At 63.0% G+C, this 19,698-nt stretch carries 16 protein-coding genes and 1 tRNA gene; 12 read left to right on the top strand and 5 right to left on the bottom strand.

Annotated features, from left to right (window positions below; all coding sequences use genetic code 11):
• The first annotated feature begins 71 nt into the window (after positions 1-71).
• The 6 genes from VLT15_13350 to VLT15_13325 are packed head-to-tail and all read left to right on the top strand — an operon-like array spanning position 72 to position 6,991.
• Positions 72-860: an ABC transporter ATP-binding protein gene (locus VLT15_13350; GenBank protein ID HSR46197.1), complete on the top strand. Its 789-nt coding sequence runs from the start codon at positions 72-74 to the stop codon at positions 858-860.
• Positions 857-1,675: an ABC transporter ATP-binding protein gene (locus VLT15_13345; protein ID HSR46196.1), complete on the top strand. Its 819-nt coding sequence runs from the start codon at positions 857-859 to the stop codon at positions 1,673-1,675. Before VLT15_13350 ends, VLT15_13345 begins: the two co-directional genes overlap by 4 nt.
• Positions 1,672-3,525, top strand: a complete 1,854-nt coding sequence (locus VLT15_13340) for an AMP-binding protein (protein ID HSR46195.1) — start codon at positions 1,672-1,674, stop codon at positions 3,523-3,525. Before VLT15_13345 ends, VLT15_13340 begins: the two co-directional genes overlap by 4 nt.
• A complete protein-coding gene (locus VLT15_13335) occupies positions 3,522-4,418 on the top strand; it encodes a branched-chain amino acid ABC transporter permease (protein HSR46194.1) in 897 nt (298 codons plus the stop codon). The genes VLT15_13340 and VLT15_13335 overlap by 4 nt, the downstream gene beginning before the upstream one ends.
• Positions 4,415-5,524 (top strand): branched-chain amino acid ABC transporter permease, encoded by a 1,110-nt coding sequence (locus VLT15_13330; protein HSR46193.1) that lies wholly within the window; start codon positions 4,415-4,417, stop codon positions 5,522-5,524. Before VLT15_13335 ends, VLT15_13330 begins: the two co-directional genes overlap by 4 nt.
• Before the next feature lie 42 nt (positions 5,525-5,566).
• The gene (locus VLT15_13325) at positions 5,567-6,991 is read left to right on the top strand and encodes an ABC transporter substrate-binding protein (protein ID HSR46192.1); all 1,425 of its coding nucleotides are present in this window, start codon (positions 5,567-5,569) and stop codon (positions 6,989-6,991) included.
• Positions 6,992-7,294: 303 nt separating this feature from the next.
• Here the strand turns inward: VLT15_13325 and VLT15_13320 are convergent, their stop codons facing one another.
• On the bottom strand, positions 7,295-7,870 hold the full coding sequence (locus tag VLT15_13320) for a biotin transporter BioY (protein HSR46191.1): 576 nt from the start codon (positions 7,868-7,870) through the stop codon (positions 7,295-7,297).
• A 2-nt stretch (positions 7,871-7,872) separates the two neighbouring features.
• On the opposite strand from VLT15_13320, the gene VLT15_13315 reads away from it, so the two are divergent.
• The 6 genes from VLT15_13315 (at position 7,873) to VLT15_13290 (ending at position 16,234) form a co-directional block, all read left to right on the top strand.
• The gene (locus VLT15_13315; GenBank protein HSR46190.1) at positions 7,873-9,186 is read left to right on the top strand and encodes an ABC transporter substrate-binding protein; all 1,314 of its coding nucleotides are present in this window, start codon (positions 7,873-7,875) and stop codon (positions 9,184-9,186) included.
• Between the two features lie 47 nt (positions 9,187-9,233).
• A complete protein-coding gene (locus VLT15_13310) occupies positions 9,234-9,779 on the top strand; it encodes a class E sortase (GenBank protein HSR46189.1) in 546 nt (181 codons plus the stop codon).
• A gap of 128 nt (positions 9,780-9,907) precedes the next feature.
• On the top strand, positions 9,908-10,966 hold the full coding sequence (locus tag VLT15_13305) for a S16 family serine protease (protein ID HSR46188.1): 1,059 nt from the start codon (positions 9,908-9,910) through the stop codon (positions 10,964-10,966).
• Positions 10,967-11,013: 47 nt separating this feature from the next.
• A complete protein-coding gene (locus VLT15_13300; GenBank protein ID HSR46187.1) occupies positions 11,014-12,993 on the top strand; it encodes a DivIVA domain-containing protein in 1,980 nt (659 codons plus the stop codon).
• Between the two features lie 178 nt (positions 12,994-13,171).
• Positions 13,172-16,042: a UPF0182 family protein gene (locus VLT15_13295; protein HSR46186.1), complete on the top strand. Its 2,871-nt coding sequence runs from the start codon at positions 13,172-13,174 to the stop codon at positions 16,040-16,042.
• Between the two features lie 118 nt (positions 16,043-16,160).
• Positions 16,161-16,234: transfer RNA gene (locus tag VLT15_13290), tRNA-Met, on the top strand.
• Between the two features lie 165 nt (positions 16,235-16,399).
• Here the strand turns inward: VLT15_13290 and VLT15_13285 are convergent.
• The 4 genes from VLT15_13285 to VLT15_13270 are packed head-to-tail and all read right to left on the bottom strand — an operon-like array spanning position 16,400 to position 19,693.
• Positions 16,400-17,368: a c-type cytochrome gene (locus VLT15_13285; protein HSR46185.1), complete on the bottom strand. Its 969-nt coding sequence runs from the start codon at positions 17,366-17,368 to the stop codon at positions 16,400-16,402.
• Complete coding sequence (locus VLT15_13280; GenBank protein HSR46184.1) at positions 17,365-18,771, bottom strand: 4Fe-4S binding protein; 1,407 nt, start codon at positions 18,769-18,771, stop codon at positions 17,365-17,367. The genes VLT15_13285 and VLT15_13280 overlap by 4 nt, the downstream gene beginning before the upstream one ends.
• A complete protein-coding gene (locus VLT15_13275; GenBank protein ID HSR46183.1) occupies positions 18,768-19,226 on the bottom strand; it encodes a cupredoxin domain-containing protein in 459 nt (152 codons plus the stop codon). Before VLT15_13275 ends, VLT15_13280 begins: the two co-directional genes overlap by 4 nt.
• A gap of 11 nt (positions 19,227-19,237) precedes the next feature.
• A complete protein-coding gene (locus VLT15_13270; protein ID HSR46182.1) occupies positions 19,238-19,693 on the bottom strand; it encodes a PCYCGC motif-containing (lipo)protein in 456 nt (151 codons plus the stop codon).
• Between the last annotated feature and the right edge of the window lie 5 nt (positions 19,694-19,698).

The following is a 19,698-nucleotide window of genomic DNA, read 5'->3' as shown; positions in this document are numbered from 1 at the left end:
GCAGTCCGACGCGAATGCGTGATCGTGAATAGGATGCCCTCACCTGGCCGACGCAGTGGAGGAATAGAGCGTTGCTCGAAGTGGCCAACCTGGAGGTCGTCTACCACGATGTGATCCTCGTCTTGCGAGGAATCTCCTTCCAGCTTCCGGAAGGCAAGATCGTCGCTCTGCTCGGCGCCAACGGAGCCGGCAAGACCACGGTACTTCGCGCCATAACTGGGCTCCTGGACATTCAGAACGGTGACATAACCAAGGGCGAGATAAGCGTCGACGGGGAGAACACCACCAAGGCTCGTCCATCTGAGATCGTCTCCCGCGGAGTCACCCAGGTTCTCGAAGGCAGGCGGGTTTTCGGTGAGTTCACCGTGGAGGAAAACCTGAGGGTGGGTGCGCACACGAGCAAAGGCGACACGGAGGCGCACGCGACGCGCGTTTACGATCTGTTCCCGCTCTTGAAGGAACGCAGAAAATCGCTGGCCGGATACCTCTCCGGCGGTGAGCAGCAGATGCTCGCCATCGGGCGGGCGATGATGTCGGATCCCAAGTACCTGCTCCTCGATGAGCCCAGCCTGGGGCTCGCCCCGCTGCTCGTGCAGCAGATCCGGGACATAATCGTCGAGATCAACGAGCAAGGGACGGGAGTCCTCCTCGTCGAGCAGAACGCCAACATGGCTCTGTCGATATCCGAACACGGCTACATCATGGAGACGGGCAAGATCGTGATGGACAAGCCGTCCGCCGAACTCATGCGCGACGAAGACGTTCAGGAGTTCTACCTTGGCCTCCACGCCGGTGGAGGCGAACGCAAGTCGTTTCGCGATGTGAAACACTACAAACGGCGCAAGCGGTGGTTGTCTTGAGCGACCATCTGCTGCATTTCAAAGAGGTGCGACTCTCGTTCGCGGGGGTCACCGCCATCGACGGTGTGGGATTCCACGTCGACGAAGGTGAACTGTTCGCCATCATCGGCCCCAACGGAGCCGGCAAGACCTCCATCTTCAACTGTCTCAACGGCGTGTACCTGCCCCAGGAAGGCTCGATCCTCTTCGATGGAGCAGAGATTGTCGGGATGAAACCCCACCGCATCGCCGAGCTCGGCATTGCGCGCACATTCCAGAACATCGAGCTGTTCACCAACCTGACGGTCCTGGACAACATCCTGCTGGGCCGCAACCTGCGAATGAAGTCCGGCGTGCTGGCTTCCGCCCTCTTCTGGGGACGGGCCCAGCGCGAGGAGACCGAACACCGGCGGCGTGCAGAAGAAATCATCGACTTCCTCGAGATCGAGGCATATCGCAAGAGCCTGGTGGGAATGCTGCCGTACGGGATCCAGAAGCGAGTGGAGCTCGGGAGAGCTCTGGCGATGGATCCCAAACTGCTGTTGCTCGATGAACCGGCCGCCGGAATGAACCTCGAGGAGACAGAGGACATGGCCCGGTTCATCCTCGACATCCAGGAAGAGCTCGGTATCGCCTTGATCCTCGTGGAGCACGACATGGGTCTCGTGATGGACATCGCCGATCGGGTCATGGTCCTCGACTTCGGTGAGAAGATCGCCGAAGGAGCACCCGCAGACGTGCAACGTAACCCGGATGTGATCAAGGCATATCTGGGAGAAGAGTTCGAACTGCCCGGCGAGGAGGCGTTCGTCGCAGATACGGGGGAATCACCATGACCAGCACACTCGAACGATCCCGGCCCGGTGCCCAGTGGCTCGGAGTCAAATCGATCCCGGAACTACTGAGGAGTATCGCCAGAGAGGAGCCGGACAAGGTTGCCCTGCGCGAGAAAGAGTTCGGCATCTGGCAAGAGACGACCTACGCCGGTTACTGGGACCTCGTTCAAGCGGCCGCCATGGGAATGTGGACGCTCGGGATCCGGCCGGGCGACAAGGTCGCCATACAGTCTGAGAACCGCATCGCATGGGTTGTGTCCGACATCGCCGCCCAGTCGATTCAAGCCGCTTCGGTGGGGCTCTACCCGACCAATCCGTCGGCAGAAGTCGAGTATCTGCTCGGCCATTCAGAGGCGAAGATCCTCATTGCAGAAGACCAGGAACAGGTGGACAAGGCCCTCGAGGTGAAGGACCGCCTGCCGAACCTCGCCAAGATCATCTATGTGGAGCCCAGGGGGGTGCGCTCGTACGAAGATCCAATGCTCATGTCCTGGGAGGACTTCCTCGGAATCGGCCGCGCCGCTCTGGCGGAGTCACCCGGCCGGGTTGACGAACTGGTCGATGCCATCGATCCGGACGACGTGGGAACCCTCGTATACACGTCGGGCACAACCGGACCGCCGAAGGGCGCGATGCTCTCGCACAACAACATGGTGTGGGTCTCCGAGAGCGGCCGTCGGCTGATTGCGGGCGACTCGGTACCTTCCTCTGTTCAGTACCTCTCCTACCTGCCTCTGTGCCACGTGTTCGGGCGTCTCTACGACCTGGCAGGGGCGCTGGCGATGCGAGCTACCGTCAACTTCGCCGAGTCGATCGAGACCGTGGTTTCCGACCTGGGCGAGATCCAGCCGACGTATTTCCCCGCCCCACCGCGGATCTGGGAGAAGATGCACGCCAGCGTGCAGATAAGGATGGCCGACGCTTCGGTGGCCAAGAAAGTGCTTTACAAGATCTTCCTGGGCGCCGGCATGCGGAACGCCGACCGGATGCTGGAGCGCGGCTCACGTGGACTCTGGGGTGGATTGCTTCACCTGGTTGGCAACGCCCTCGTGTATCGGTCGCTCAAGAAGAAACTGGGAATGCAACGCTGCCGGCAGGCCATCAGCGGGTCGGCGCCGATCGCTCCCGAGGTACTCAAGTTCTTCATGGCGCTGGGCATCCCGATTTTCGAGGGATGGGGCATGACGGAAACGACCGCGGTGGGCACGGTCAACTCTCTCGGAGACATGAAACTCGGCACCATTGGTAAACCAATCGACGATGTCGAGATCGAACTGGCCGACGACGGCGAGATCCTGGTGCGCTCACCGGGGATCTTCAAGGGCTACTTCAAGAACCCCGAAGCTACCGCCGAGACCATCGAACCGGACGGGTGGATGCACACCGGGGATGTCGCCGAGTGGACCGAGGACGGGTTTCTGCGAATCGTCGACCGCAAAAAGGACATCATCATCACCGCCGGAGGGAAGAACATCTCGCCGTCGGAGATCGAGAACAAGCTGAAGGTGTCTCCGTTCGTCAAGGAGGCGATGGTCATTGGCGACCGACGCAAGTTCCTATCAGCCCTGATCGGGATCGAGTTCGATACCGTGGCCAACTGGGCTCAGCGAAAGAACATCACGTTCACGACCTACCGGGACTTGTCCGAGAAGCCGGAGGTCGTCGGGCTGATACAGAAGGCGGTCGACGAGGCCAACCAGCATTTCGCAAGAGTAGAGACCATCAAGAAGTTCGCGCTGATACCGAAGGAACTCGACCACGAGGAAGGCGAGTTGACCGCCACCCAGAAGATCAAGCGCCGGGTGCTCGCCGACCAGTTCTCCGACATGATCGAGGAGATGTACGCGTGACGACATTCCTGCAGGCCACAGTTGCGGGGCTCTCACTCGCCTCGATCTACATGCTGCTGGCCCTCGGGTTCGTCATCATCTACAAGTCGATGCAGGTGCTCAGCTTTGCCCATCCGGCGATCATGCTCTTTGCCGCCTACATGGTTTCGTGGATGGCGATCGACAAGCAGCTGAACTTCTGGCTGGCTCTTGGGCTGGGCGTGGCGGCGGCCGGTGTGATGGGGTGGTTGGCGGAACGGGTGGCGGTTCGGCCGATGATCGGCAAGCCGCTATTCGCCATCGCCATTCTGACGATCGGTTTGGACATCGCCATCCGCACCCCGGTCAACAACTTGATCGGGGTCAACATTCGATCCGTCGGAGATCCCTGGGGTTTCGGAACCTGGCAGCTCGGCGACGTCGTCATTCAGCACCGGTCGATCGCGATGGTCGTTACCGCCTTCATCGTCGGGAGCCTGTTGTTTGCGTTCTTCCGATTCTCGCGGGTCGGCCTGGCGATGAGGGCTACCGCCATCGATCAGGAAGTCGCCCTGGCCCAAGGCATCTCCGTTGGGCGGATCTTCTCGCTGGCCTGGATCATGGCCGGCGGCATGGCGGCCCTGGCCGGTACCTTCGCCTCATCCGACTTGAGCGGCTTGACGCAGAGCACCTATATCGTGGCGCTGAAGGCATTGCCTGCCATAGTGGTCGGCGGCCTCGACTCGATCGGTGGGGCGGTGGCGGGAGCTCTGATCATCGGTCTCGCCGAGGCATACACGGCCACCTACCAGAGCCAGCACCTGAGCTTCCTCGGAGGCAACTTCAGCCAGGTCGTCCCGTATCTGGTCCTGCTGATCGTTCTGTTGATCAAGCCGTACGGCTTGTTCGGAACCGAGGAGGTAGAACGGGTATGAGAGGCCGCCCCTCCCTGTTCACCAGATATGAGGCGGATGGGGCGATCTTCCCCAGCAATGCCCAGCGGCTCTGGTTTGTCGTCGGTTTGATTGCAGTTGCAGTTCTGCCGATCTGGCTTCCCCGGGATTGGATGATCCTCATCGCCACCGCATTCATCGCGTCGGTCGGTGTCATCGGGCTCAACCTGATCACCGGCTACGCAGGGCAGGTTTCGCTGGGTCATGCCTTCTTCCTCGGCATCGGCGCCTACGCCGGGGCTGCTTTCGGAGGAGCCGCCACCGACAAACTCACGGGCTTCGGCCTCGACATCCTCATCTGGCTTCCGGCCGCCGGTGTGACCGCCGGGCTGGTCGGGGCGATCATCGCCCCCGTGGCCGTGCGCCTCAAAGGCCTCTATCTGGCGTTTCTGACACTCGGTCTGGTTTTCCTGGGTGAACACATCTTCCGTGAATGGGACTCGGTCACCGGAGGGCCGGGTATCGGCCGGGAACCTGCCCAGCTGAGCCTCTTCGGCTGGCGGTTCGACATCGACGGCAGCATCGGCGGATTCGATGTCACGCGTGAGCAACAGATCTACTGGGTCGGGCTGGTGGTGCTGATCATCATGGGATTCCTGGCCAAGAACATCGTCCGCTCGCGGATCGGTCGTGCATTCGCGGCCATCCGCGACCGGGACATCGCCGCCGAGGTCATGGGCATCGGTCTGACCCGCTACAAGGTGCTCGCCTTCGCCGTCTCTTCCTTCTACGCGGGCGTGGCCGGTGCGCTCCTGTTCACCGTCACCGGGTTCGTCACAACGGCCTCGTTCAATCTGTTGCTTTCGATCAACTATGTGGCGATGGTCGTCATCGGGGGAGCGGCCAGCATCGCCGGGTCGATCATGGGAGCGGCGTTTCTCACGTTGTTGCCTCGCATGATCGACGCGGCAGGCGATGTGCTTCCTTTCCTCGAGGTGGGTTCGTCCGGCCTCTTGAGCACTTCGCAACTCGAGCGCGTAATCTTCGGCATACTGATCATTGCTTTCTTGATATTCGAACCGATGGGTTTGTATGGCATCTGGATTCGCGTTCGCAACTATTGGAAGGCATGGCCTTTCTCGTATTGAGGATTCCGGGTCACCCGGATTGACATGAGGAGGAGGAGGAACATGAGACGACTAGGAAGGTGGAGAGCTCTCGCTTTGCTGGCAGTGTTTGCCCTTGTGGTAGCTGCCTGCTCGCAGGAGACCGACGATACGACGGCCGATACGGAGGCACCCACCGCAACAACGGTGGCCGATACGACCCCGACCGAAACCACGGTTGCCGACACGACCCCGACCGAGACCACAGTTGCCGAGCCGATGCTCACGCTGGGAGCCGGCGTGACCGAAGAGCCTTGCGAGGGAGGCAATCCCGATAACGGCTGTATCTATCTCGGCGTCTTGACCGACGAGTCCGGTCCGTTCGCCGGCGCTTCTGCCGGCCTCTACGGCGGCCAGAGCCTGTTCTGGGCGACGGTCAATGCCGAAGGCGGTATCGGCGGTGCTTTCGATGTGGTGCTCCCGGCGGACCTGAAGAAGGACACCGCCTATCAGGCTGAGAAGCTGGTCGCCGACTACAACACGATCGCAGAGGACGTCGCCGCCATCGCCCAGTCGCTCGGTACGCCGCAGACGATTGCCGCGCTGCCGGATTACCAGCGGGACAGCACGATCGCGGCCCCGATGTCGTGGTGGTCTGGTTGGGCGTTCGTCGACAACGTGATCGAGTTCGGCACGGGCTACTGCTTCGAAGCGATGAACGCCATCGACTGGGCCACGCAGGCGATTCCTGCTGCCGGCCGGACATTCGAAACCATCGGCATTCTCGAGTTCCCGACCGACTACGGCTTCGACTACGCAGAGGGCGTCAAGTATGCCGCAGAGGCCAACGGCCTCACCGTTGCGTGGGAAGAGATGGTCATCCCGGTCTCGGCCGGTGGCGACCCTGCTCAGACTGAGGCAGTTGCCAAGATCGTCGCAGACCCGACCGACCTCGTCATCCTGGTGACGGGCCCGTCTGAGACGGCCGCCATCGTCGGTGGTGCTGCTCAGCAACTCGGTGCAAACGTGCCGCTGTTCATCGGTGCTGCCCCTTCGTGGAACTCTGCACTGCTGGCTTCGGCAGCCGCACCGGCATTCGAGCTCGGCATCTACTTCCAGTCCTCGTTCGTGGGTGGCTGGGACTACGACTCCGTCGGCCATGAGAAGATGAGGACTGCAGTGATCGCGGCCGGATTCCCGGCGAACGACTTCTTCATCTCCGGATGGGTTTCGCAGTATGGTCTCAAGGCCGCTCTCGAAGCTGCCTATGAGTCCGGCGATCTCTCGCATGATGGAATCCAGGCTGCCGCCTTTGCGTTGACCGATGTCGACTACGAGGGCATGATGCCCGCCCGGTCATTCGCCGGAGATCCCAACGACGTCTTCCCGCGTGACGGAGTCATCGGCGGCTACTCGGCAGATGCCACGACGGGTATGGCCACCGTTCAGGACTTCTTCGTGGGACCATCGGCGGCCAGCTACGACTTCACCGAAGCCTGCGCCGGCTAGAACTGCAAGAAGAGACAATTGAGACGTTCTCGGGGGCCGCAAGGCCCCCGAGGCGCGAGAGACCCCGAGTCTCCGGGTTCGGCGCTGAGGTTCTGGAGTCCGGGTCGATCCTTTGGCGTTGCAGCCGGTATCTCTCTGACAGAGGGAACGACCAGGAAACAGGGCAGATATCGAGCGCACATTCTCGAGCCGGTGACCAGATGTCGAGGTTCTCGAAGGTTCGCATAGGCTGCTCGCCTCACCCAGGAGTGACAGTCCGCGGAGCTGCTCGTGGCCGGTTGCTCATGGCCTCGGCCTCCCGCTTCACCTCTCGCCGAACAGCCTCCACACCGCAGGAAGGAACAATCCCGCAGCCGCGATCTTGAGCAGGTCGCCGACGACGAACGGGGCGAATCCTGCAGTGAGGCCCCCGGCGAGATCGGTGCCGAGCACGTGCATCAGCCAGGGCACGCCGCAGAGATAGATCAGCGTGTTCCCGGCGAGCATCGCCGGGATTGCGGTGGTGACCCGGCGATCCTGCTGCTGCTCGGCCAGGTATCCGACTGCGGCGGCCGAGACGATGAAGCCGAGGAGGTAGCCGGCAGTGGCGCCGGTGGCGTAACTCCATCCGCCTTCTCCGCCCTGAAAGACCGGGAAGCCGGCGAGCCCGGCCGCCACATACAACGCCTGTGCAGCAGCTCCCGCCCGAAGCCCGAGGACCGCCCCGCTCAGCAAGACCGCAAAGGTTTGGCCTGTCAGCGGCACCGGCGTGAACCCGAGAGGGATCCGGATCTGCGCGGCGAGGGCCGTCAGCGCGGCGAACCCGACCACGAGAACCGCGATCGAAACGCGGGTGCGTGGCAGGATGCGTGTTGACAGTACGGGGGCTTGGGCTTGCAAGAATGTCTCCTCTCGACCGATCTGAGGTTATCGACTTGAAGCGCCGGATGCTGGTTACCGCGCTGGCAGCAGCCATTGTGGCAGTTTCGTGTACTCCGACCTCGGAGACGACCACGACTGCCGCGGCTTCGGCGACGACGACCGTCGAGACTCCCACCACCGAGCCACCGATCCGGACCGGCATCGGAGTAGACGACGGCGTGATAAGGGTTGGCGTGTTGGTTCCGCTCAGCGGGCCCGCCGCAGTATTCGGCGAGTCCGTTGTGGACGGCCACACGGCCTTCTGGACCTACGTCAATGAAACCCTCGGGGGTGTCGGCGGTGAATACGAAGTGGAGGTGACGGTCTTCGATCACCGGTACGACGTCGATGATGCGACCGGCGGATTCAACGACTTGTCCGGTCGGGTCGTCGGGTTTGCCGGAGCTCTCGGATCGCCGATCGATGAGGCCCTGGCTCCGCTCCTCGAAGAGAGCGGAATGCTGATGATGGCGGGAAGCCTCTCATCAGAGTGGATCGGCCACTCCGCGCTCGTGCCGAATCTCATGCTTCCGACCTATCGGGATCAGGTGGCCTCGGGGTTGGTGTGGGCGGCGGATGGAGGCCTGGCGGGTGAAACCGCCATCCTCTACCAGGAGGGCAGCTACGGGGAGGACTGCCTGCGCGGCTACGACGCCGCCGTTTCCGACCTGCGGCTGGCAAGTGCCGGGCGCGTCGCCCATGCTCCCGCCTCGACGGACTTCGGAGATGTCGTCGAGCAGTTGCGCGCCTCGGAGCCGGATCTCGTCGTGGTTTGCACGACGGCCGACGCGCTGGTGCGAATCGTCGCCACCGCAGACTCGCTTGGGTTCAATCCAAACTGGCTCGTGGCGGCGCAGTCTTTCGACGCTGGGGTAGCAACGGCGCTGGGAGGAGACGAAGGCGTCGAAGCGGGGATTGCCAGGCTGGGCCGAGTCGGTGTGATGGGAGCCGGCCCGCCGGACGGGGCCCCTGCTGCGAGTCTCATGCGCTCCGTGTTCGAGGGCAGTGACGCGACGGACTGGTACACCTTGTTCGGGTACAGCCAGGCGGCCACCTTTCATCTGATCCTCGAGGAGGCCTTCGAATCCTCCGATCTGACCAGAGCAGGCTTGCGGGAGGCCGCGGCCCGGTTGGACGGCATAGACCTCGGCCTCGACGGACCGCTCTCGTCACTGGTCCGGCCGGCTCCGGTGGAGGCTGCCGCCGTGGGGCGTATCGACCTGGACACCATCACCGCGCCGTTCGGGATCCCGGCCACCGAGCCCTACTTCACCTCCGTGTTCGCCGTCCCGTAGGAACCGTTTCAACTCAAGACGAGGCAGAGCCGCGCCGATGCGTTCGTATGCGCCGCTCCGGTTTCGCACTTGTCGCGATAGTCGCCATCGTCCTCGGAACGATGCCGGCTCCTGCGTCGGCAGAGCGAACAACCCTGCTTCCGGAGCGGGCAAGGGTAGATGCATTCACGCAGAGTCTCGGTGTGTACATCGCCAGACTGGAGATCCCGGCGATCGGTCTCGATGAGATCGTCCGCCAGGGTGTCGACCTCTCGGTGATCGACAAGGGGGTGGCGCACTGGTCCGGTACTGCAGGCCCAGGGGCAATCGGCAACATGGTGCTGGCCGGTCATCGAACCACCGAGACGGCGCCGTTCGTCGATCTCGATCAACTCGCCCCCGGCGACGCCGTCACGATTACCGGCGTCGATGGACGTGTCGCCGACTACGCGGTGATCGAGACCGTCATTGTCACTCCGGATGAGATGTGGATCGTCGATCAGACCGAGTCGCCGATGCTCACCATGTTCGCCTGCCATCCGAAGGGGTCGGCAACCCATCGGATCGTCGTGAGGGCGGAACTGGCCGATCAGCCGGTCGTGCAGTTTCCCTGACCGTCTGAGGGCGTTGAGAGACGAACTTCGCGCCTCCCGATCCACCATCCGGTGCCTGTGATTCGGTGGCCCGCAGCCGGCCGCTCCCGGTTCCTTACCCACCACCGGCCAGTACCATCGCAGCCGAAATGAAGACCGAATGGGAACACTCCGAGACTGATCCCGGGACCACGCGCCGGATGCCGCGCTGGCCTTGGGCCGTGATCGCAGCGTTCTTGCTGTTGATCGGTCTCACCGTGACGGCCTGGAACGTCAGCCTGCCGTACTTCGCCATGTCGCCGGGCCCCCTCTACGACGTCACCGACTTCGTGATTCTCGGTGAGGGCGACCCGCAGCCTTCGGAGGGCGATCTCTACATGCTCACGGTCGTGCTGCAGGAAGTGAACATCTTCGAATACGTCCTCGGGGCACTCGATCCGGCGGTCGATCTCGTCGAACGTCAGAAGATCCGCCCGGACGACGTGTCCCGTGAGCAGCAAAGAGAGATCAACCTTCGTTCGATGAACGAATCAAAGACCACCGCCATCCTCGTTGCGCTCGAGAGACTCGGATACGAAGCGACAATATCGGGTGAGGGATTGAGAGTCGCGTCGCTTCTCGAAGGTGTCCCCGCCGCTGAGGTTCTCCAACAGGATGACGTGATCATTGCCGTCGAGGGCGTCGAAGTGACGATCGCCCCCGACGGTGTAGCGGAGATAACGAGTTACGACATCGGGGACACCATCACCCTGACCGTTCGACGCGACGGCGAAGTCCTGGATGTGGATGTGTTGCTGATCGAACACACAGAGTTTGCCGATAGGCCGATGGTCGGCTTCCTCGCCGAGACCTACAACCCGTCCTACGTGTTCCCCATGGAGATCGATATCGATTCGCAGAACATTGGTGGCCCTTCCGCCGGTCTCATGTACACGCTGGCCGTCATGGACGTTCTGAGCGATGAAGATCTGACAAGGGGGTGGCGCATCGCCGGGACCGGAACGATCCGGTCGGACGGGACGGTGGGCGCCATCGGGGGGATCAAGCAGAAGGTAGTCGCTGCTCAAGAGGCCGGAGCCCAGTATGTCTTCGTGCCCGTGTCCAACTTCGAGGCGGCCGCAACGGTGGTCGACGATGAAGTAGAACTGATCGCCGTTGAGAGCGTCGACGACGCTCTGGACTTCTTGAGCGGTTTGCCCCACGCTTGACGGCTCAAACCCCTGATTCTCGTGAATGAGCGGGTATCGTTTCGGCAATGGCCGACCTCGTTTCCCCCGATCAGATCCGCAGTAAGACCTTTCGGACTGCGTTCCGTGGGTTCGACCAGTCCGAGGTTGCCGATTTCCTCGAGAGGATCAGCAGCACGATTGAGTTTCTTGACCGTGAACGGGCCCGTGTCGCTACATCGGCGGCCGAGCAAGTCGACGGGGACCTCCAGACGGAGTTCCAGAGAGTCACAGCAGAGATCGGCGAGTTGCTGGAGGCGGCGCGGGTAGCAGCCGAGGGTATGCGCGATCGCGCAGCTGCCGAAACTGCCGAATGGCGGCGGTCCGCCGAAATGGAAGCCTCCAGGCTGCGCGCCGAGGCGCAATCCGATTCGGAGCATCTGCGAGGCGATGCGTGGTCGACCGCCAAGACGATGCTCGAGCAAAGCCAGGAAGAAGCCCGGCGGATCGCCGCGGCGGCCGAGAGAGATTCCCTGGCGGTGGTCGGCCACGCCGAACGCGAATCGCACAGAACCCAGGCTGCGGCTCGGCGGGAGGCCGACGATTTGGTCCGCACGGCCAAAATGGAGTCCGACCGCCTGATCGTTGATGCTCGTGCCCAGCACGACGAGATCATCGACACGGCCCGCAAACAGGCCGATGCGGCACAGGAACGGGCCAGAGCGTTGGAGGTGCGACGCGACGAGCTTCTCGCCGAACTCGAGACGGTTCGATCGAAGATCCACGCCATGGAGGCGGATATCGAGGATCGACGGGAGCCCGTACCGTCGGATCCGGCGCAGCCGGCGTCCGTTCGTTTGATTCCGGCTGAGGGATCCGGCGAGGGCAAGGCGCGCGACGATGCGGCCGGGTGGTCGCCTGCCGACACGATCCGGATCATCCCCGCAGCAACGAAGAGAATCGAGCTGGATCACGAAGTTGATGCTTCATCACTGGCCGACGAGGTTCGCCGGTTGCGGGAAGAAGCCGCTCTCGTGAAGTTGGCCGGAACGGCAAAGAGGAAGAGCGTCGAAGTCCCGCGGGCGAGCGAACCCCCCGTCGATGAGTCGTTTGATGCCGAACAGGTCGAGGATGTCCAGGTGCCGACCGATCCGGAGGAACCCGCCGCCGAGGTCCCGGAGGAAGTTGCAGAAATCGACGAACCCGAGCAAGTCGTTGCGGAGCCCGAACCGCCGCCGGCGGCGGTCGATGAAGCTCCTCCGGAGAAGCCGTGGGCGCTCGACTCACTGTTCGCGACTCTGCGGAGTGAGCCGTCGGGTACGGAACCGGCGGCGGCTCCGGAGTATCCACTCGAACCGGCTACCGAACAAATGCCCGACCCCGAACCCGATGCGGAAGTGCGGGAATCCGAGCCCGTGGCCGCAGCCGGCGACCCGATCGCCGACCGGGAGCAGCTTCTGCTGCCCATTACGAACCGCGTGTTGAGAAGCGTCAAGCGTCAACTGACGGAGGCACAGAACCTCACACTCGAAGATGTTCGTGTCAAAGAGGCTTGGGATCCGGAGGCCTTCGATCTCGCCGACCGGGTCCGCGGCGATCTGTTGGTCCTGGTGCAAGAGAGCTACGCGGCGGGCCAGGGAGCAGCCGCGTCGATATTGGGGACGGAGACGGGAAGGCCCAAGCCCGGGAAGCTCGACATCCCCGATCACTCCGTCGACTTCTCCTCGGCCCTCTCTGAGGCGCTCGATCATGTCGCAGGATCCGGAGAGCAGGGCCCGCGTGCTTTGTCGGCCTCGCTGTCGAGGGTGTATCGCGCCTGGCGAACGGACGAAGCGGAGAGACGGCTCCGCGAATACGCGATAACGGCCTTTCATCGCGGGTTGCTGGCCGGATCCGCGGGTGCCGGAGCGGCACGAATCCGGTGGGTCATGTCGGGCCGTGGGTGCGCGAGTTGCCGTGCAGCCGCCAAGGTCGGCACCGTCGCGATCGATTCCGACTTCCCGGGCGTGGATGGAGTCCCGCCGGTGCACGGGGGTTGCGGCTGCACGATCGTGCCCGTACCGGGCTAGGCGCATTTCGCCGTGCGGGCTCCGGAGCCTAGGTTGTAGGTGGTCGAAGCCCCTGCACCGTCCACACCGGGTTGGGACGGGGGAACTCGAACTCAGAAACCGGAACTCGAAGTCAGATCAGGGACCCATCGACGGGTTTTTCCCTGGAATCTCCAACTAGTCATAGAATGGCCTGCACATGCTGAACAGAGAACCAACCGAAATCACGCCTCGCCCCCGCCGCCGCCGCGGACTCGGGGTGATCCTCGTCATCGTCGCGGCCGTTCTGCTCGCTCTTCGGACTCTGGCCGGGTTCTGGACCGACTACCTGTGGTTCCAATCGATTGATCTGGTGTCGGTCTGGTCGACGAGATTCTGGACGACCGCGGCAATCGTCGTCGTGGCTTCGCTCATCGCATTCGGCTTCTTGTTCGGCAACTTGATCCTGGCCGATCGTCTTTCGCCGAGGTTCCGGTTGATCGACCTGGGAGACGACGAGGAGGTCGTCGAGAGGTTCAGCGAATGGATCGAACCCCGGATCCGTCGAGTGCGCCTCTTGCTGGCGTTGGTCTTCGGCGTCATGCTCGGCGTCGGAACCGCCTCGCTTCTCGATCAGGTCCTTGCGTTTCTGAACTCCTCCAGCTTCGGGGTCACCGACCCGCAGTTCGGTATCGACGTTGGTTTCTACGTGTTCAGGCTGCCCTTCTGGCGCGAACTGGTGAACTGGACGTTCCAGCTGGTCGTCGCCTCTGCGATCCTGGTCACCGCGCTGCACTACCTGAACGGAGGGATCCGGCTGAGGCAGGGCCGCCCACCGGAGATCGGCGAGGGTGTCAGAGCTCATCTATCCGTCCTGTTTGCCCTCTTGGCGATTCTCAAGGCCGGCGCCTACCGAATCGACGGCTACGAGTTGCTCAACTCGAGCCGGGGTCTCGTGTTCGGAGCGGGATACACCGATGTCAACGCACGGATCCCTGCTCTCCAGTTGTTGGTGTGGATCTCACTGGCGGCCGCCCTGCTTCTGCTCTACAACCTCCGGCGCCGGGGTTGGATGCTCCCGGCCGTCGCGGTGGGTAGCTGGTTGGCGGTCTCGCTCATCGTCGGCAACATCATCCCTGCGGCCGTGCAAAGATTCCAGGTCGATCCGAATGAGATCGAGCGCGAGTTGCCGTACATCGGTCGCACCATCGAGTTCACCCGCAACGCCTTCGGCCTCGCCGATGTCGAAGTCCGATCGTTCGCCGCGGCACAGCAACTGGATGCCGACGCGATCGAAGCCAATCGACCGACGATCGACAACCTGCGATTGTGGGATCCGACTGTGCTCGAGTCGACGTACCGCCAGTTGCAGGAACTGCGCACTTTCTACAAGTTCGAGGATGTCGACATCGACCGTTACGAGGTCGACGGGGAACTCACACAGGTGATGTTGTCGGCCCGCGAGTTAGATCTCGAGGGACTCGAGGTGACCGGTTGGGTCAACGAACACCTGGTATTCACTCACGGCTTCGGTGCGGTGCTCAGCCCGGCCAACTCGGTGACGGTGGAGGGTCAGCCCGATTTCTTCGTGAAGGACATTCCACCCGAGACCACTGTGGCAGGTCTGGAAGTCACGTCGCCGCGTATCTATTTCGGTGAGGGCTTGAACTCAGGAAGCTTCGTGATCGTGGGCACCAACGAGAAGGAAGTCGACTTCCCGCTCGGCGCCGGAGAGAGCGCCGTGGAGTTCAACTCGTACGACGGGGAAGGTGGCGTGCGCGTCGGGAACATCTTCCGCAGGGCAGCCTTTGCGCTCCGGTTCGGCGACTTCAACACCCTCATCGCCCAGCAGTTGACGAATGACAGCAAGGTCCTGATGGTTCGCAACATCACCGACCGCGTCACAACTGCAGCACCGTTTCTCATCCCGGACGGTGACCCCTATATGGTTGCCCTGGATGGTCGCCTGATCTGGATGATCGACACGTACACCGTCACCGACCGGTTCCCCTACTCGGAACCGAGCAATACAGCCCGGCTCGGCGCAGAGGCACGGCTGCCTTTCGGTCTCAACTATGTGCGCAACTCGGTGAAGGTGGCGGTCGATGCGTTCGACGGAACGATGACTTTCTACGTGGTCGATCCGTCTGATCCGATCATCCAGACCTACCAGAAGATCTACCCGGATCTCTTTGCCGACTTCGACCAGATGCCGGACGGAATGGTGGCGCACTTGCGCTATCCGGAGGACATGTTCCGCATTCAGAGCGACGTCTACTCCTTGTACCACGTGACGGAGCCACGGGTGTTCATCAACAACGGCGACCCGTGGGCCATTGCCCGCGACCCGTCGACCACCGTGCCGGAGCAGATCCGAATCGAATCGGCTTATCGGGATGCCGACGACGCTCTCTACCGTCCGATGCTGCCGTACTACCTGCTGATGCGCCTTCCCGAAGAGGAGGGACTGTCGTTCATCCTCATGCAGCCGTTCACCCCGGCTAACCGGCCGAACATGTCCTCGTTCCTCGTGGCCAAATCGGGTCCCGACAACTACGGGCAGTTGATCGACTACGAGCTGCCCCGCGATCGTTTGGTGGACGGACCCGGACAGGTAGGTGTCCGGATCAACCAGGATCCCGAGATCTCGCCTGAGTTCACTCTCCTGGGTCAAGAAGGTTCGGTGGTGATCCAGGGAAGCATGCTGGTCGTGCCGATCGAAGATTCGGTTCTGTACGTTCAGCCGATCTACCTGCAGGGCGAGGACCGGGCTTCGGCGTTGCCCGAGTTCAAGCGGGTGGTCGTTGTGTTCGACGATCGAATCGTCATGAGAGAGACGCTCGACGAGGCGATGTCTGCCATTTTCGAGGGGTACGTTGTTCCGGGTGGAGACACCGTCACGCCCCCGGGCACCGGCGACGACCTGGTCGTGCCCAGCGACGTGGCGGACCTGCTCCGGCAGGCAGACGCAGCGTTCGCGGAAGCCCAGGCTGCCCTCAGCGCGGGAGATCTCGGCGGCTACCAGGCCAAGATCGACGAAGCTCAGCAGCTAATCGGGGAAGCCATAGAACTGCTGAGCAACGGCGGCTGAGTCCTGCCGTTCCGGCCCAAGCGGCCGCCCGAGACGGGGAGGAGTCGACGCCGAAAACGGCCGGCGGGCTGCCTTTGCGGTACCGGGCGGGCTGCCGTACACTTGAAGGACAACACGACGCGGGGTGGAGCAGTCTGGTAGCTCGTCGGGCTCATAACCCGAAGGTCGTAGGTTCAAATCCTACCCCCGCTACGAAAAACCCCGGTCAGGCGAACGCCCGGCCGGGGTTCTCTTTCTCTCTCCTCTTCCGGCCCGGCATCTCTTGGGGGTGGGCCCGGTCGCAGCCGCCGGCCGGCATCCGACCTAACGCCGCCAAGGTCTACGAGGTGCGCAGCGCGGCTGCGTCGATGAGCATTGCTACTCGGGTGGAGAGTCGAAAGCCAGGTACCAGAGGTATCCGACGAGTTCCAGCGTTTCCTCCGCAGTGAACAGCGTGCCGAAATTCGGCATGTCTGTCCCCATGCCCCCGCGCCGGATCTTGGCGTACCAGATGTCGCCCCGTCGCAGCCAGGCTACGTCGCTGAACGCGGCAGGTCGCTCGATTGTCGTTTCGGCGGCCGGCCCGTCGCCTTCCCCGGATTCGCCGTGGCAGGCGGCGCAGTTCTTGGTGTACAGGCCGGCGGTCGCAGAGTCCGGTTCGGCAGGAGTCCAGAGGTAGGCGACAACGTCGATCAGGAGATCAGCGGAGAGATCGGGGTTGGCGGTGCCGAGGATGTCGGCTCCCTCGGCCGGCGAGTGTTGCAGAAGCCAGTCGGGATCTTCGAGTTCGGGCGGAATCACTACCGACTCGATGCTCATCCCGGCCCGGCTCACATCGGGCGAGATGCCGGTCGTCGTCTGGGGTTCGGCATCGATGTCGATGGACGCAGCAGCGAGCGCGTCGATGATGGGGTCGGGTGGATCATCCGCGGTCGCCGACCCTGCGGCGACGACTTCGATGATTCCTCGCATCCTCCAGTGATCGGCACTGCACCAGGTGTTGCAGTAGTACGTGTAGATGCCGGGGGAGTCGAAGGTTACGGTGACATTCTCGGTGTGGCCGGGGTCGATCTGCCCGAGGTCGATCCCGAGGCCGGGGCCGATGGCAATACCGTGAGTCACGTCCTCGGCGGAGAACCGGAGGGTGACCGTCTCGCCGACGTCGACCCTGATGGTGTCCGGTGAGAATCCCCCGTCTTCGGGAGTGCGGGCTTCGACGTCGATGATCCGGTGCTCGGACAGCATCGGACGGAGACCGTACTGGTATCCGAGCACGGCAACGGGGATGCCGACGACGATCAACAGCACCGCCAGGAGGCCGGAACGGTTGCCGGCGGTTCGGTTCATCCGAGGTACAGCCAGAGCAGCGCCATCGTGCAGACCAGCAGAAACATGGCCACCGGTGCCGTTGCCCGCACAGCCGTTGCGCCTGAGGGATCGTGACGGAACCCTATACGGAGACCCGTGCGGAGGCTGAAAACGAGCCCGCTGAGAATGATGGCTGCCTGTATGCCGGGCGCGGTCCCTGAGAGGAAGGGGGTCCATCCTGCGTCGCGTGTGCCGAACAAGTTCCAGCCCCAACCCAAGGGGTCTGAGACTGCCGCCAGTGCATAGCTGCCGTTGGTCAGGGCGAAACCGACGGAGAAGGCGATCCAGGCGGCCAGGCCGATAGGGATCAGCGCGTGGGCGTATTCGTTGAACGTCTGCCGCACGGAGAGTCCGCCGCATGACCGTCGAGCTGCGGCGGCGGCGGCGAGCCAGAAGAGTCCAGGGACCACCAGCAGAGTGGCTGCGAGAAACCCGGCTGCGTAGAGCGCCCAGCCAACGAACGATTCGAAGGCAGCCCACTCTTTGATCGTCGACCAAGGTCCGAACAGCACCGCCGGGTAGATGATCGAGCACGCCAGCATGATCAAGGCTTTGAACGCCTCGTCGACCTTCTTGCTGCGAACCGGCCGGCCGAGGTCCGCTCCCGGCCGGCGCAGGTTGACCACCACGTTGTCCATCGTGCACGTCTTCAGACATTCGGTGCACAACCCACAATCGAGATTACGGTCGAGTTTGCCGGGGTAGACCATCCACGGGCAGCCGTAGCCGCGTTCGTTGCCCGTGATGCAGTCCTTCGTGCGATGATCGACACATACCTGCCGGTCGCGGACTCGCAGCTCAACCGGTGCCGTCATCGAGTAGAGGCCGATGAAGCCGCCGATCGGGCACACATATCTGCAGAACACCCGTTTCTCGAAGAGCAGGCTCATGCCGAGGGCTACTCCGGCCATTCCGAGGATCACCCCGGCGGATATCGAGGGCCTGGTCAGGATCACCGTCGAGAACAAGGCGAGCAACAGGAACCCCGTGTTCTGGGTCCACATGTTCCTCAGCCGGCGCGGCCATCGCAGCCCCATCGTTCGCAGCCGGTTCGAACCGCCGACGATGCCGCGCCGTTGGACCCATTCGCCGGGCGCAGGTATGGGGCACACCGTGCACCAGGCCCGTCCAAGACCCGGTACCAGGAACACCATCAGCAGCGCCCACCAGACGATCCAAACGAACACGATTCCGAAGTTGCGGTTTCCCGCCGACGTTCCGACCAGACCTGCAACGATCGCCAGGACGAACGGCGCCAGCATCACGAGCATCAGGATCGGCTGAAACCCGCGGGAGAGCACAATGCGTCTGAGTCGCGGAGCCGACTCGAGCAGGTCGATTCTTCGCCCGGATGAAGCCGGCTCCCGCACGACGACCTTCATGTCGCCCACCGTTCGCGAGTGCCGGAGAGCAAGGCCGCCACCGCGAGGAGGGCCAGGGCACCGGACCGCCACAGGAGGTCGTTCGGCCCCACCACCAGTTCACCGATCATGAAGGGGTGCAAAGGTCCGCAGGCTACCGAACACCGGTACCGGAACTTGCCGCTCTGGTCGGCCAAGAACGAGAACTCCTCCGATGCTCCGGGTGCGACCCGAGCCTCGATGTCGTAGCCGTCCAGATACAGTCCGTGGACGACGTCGGAGGCTTTGAGTTCCACGTGTACCGTGTCGCCGCGATTAACGGTCAGCCTCGCCGGCGAGTACTCGAACTGTGAGGCGTCGATCGTCAGGTGATGGACCTCCGGTTCGCCGAACGCGGGAAACGGCACGAGCAGCACCGCCAGTATCGCCAGCAGCAGCACGCTGCGGCGAGCCGTGACAATCGTGCGCCATCTCATCATGCGTAATCTCAACTCGGGGGCATCGGCGTCGGAGTCGGAGGTCCGAACCTGCCGTAGCGGCCGTCGATGAACTCCCGTATCTCCAGGGGCGACTTGCCGTCGGCCGTCATGCGCATGGTGTCCTGGGCGATGTCGACGCAAATACCGCACCCGATCGCATGAGAGTCAAACGTGATGGGGCCGCCTTCGGCCATATCGGATATGAAGCAGCCCAGGTTGCTTTCGTGGCCCATCGTGCCGCAGCCGCAGTAACAGGGCTGATGCGACAGATCTTCCGGGTGGGCGACCGCAAACAGGTACGCCTCCTGGACGGAGTCCGGCGCCGTCAGTACGAAGTCGGGAAGCACCGACGGGTCGGCGAGATCCATCCCGTGGCTCTCACCTCCGGTGCCGCACGCCGAAACGGTGAGTCCGCCGGCGATGATTATGAAGGCCATCAGAAGCGCAGTTTTCGGAATCCTCACTGGTT

The organism is Acidimicrobiia bacterium (assembly GCA_035471805.1).
Taxonomy (GTDB): Bacteria; Actinomycetota; Acidimicrobiia; order Spongiisociales; family JAHEDJ01; genus JAHEDJ01.
Note: the sequence above shows the minus strand (reverse complement) of the source record. Positions and strands in the feature narration are given on the sequence as shown.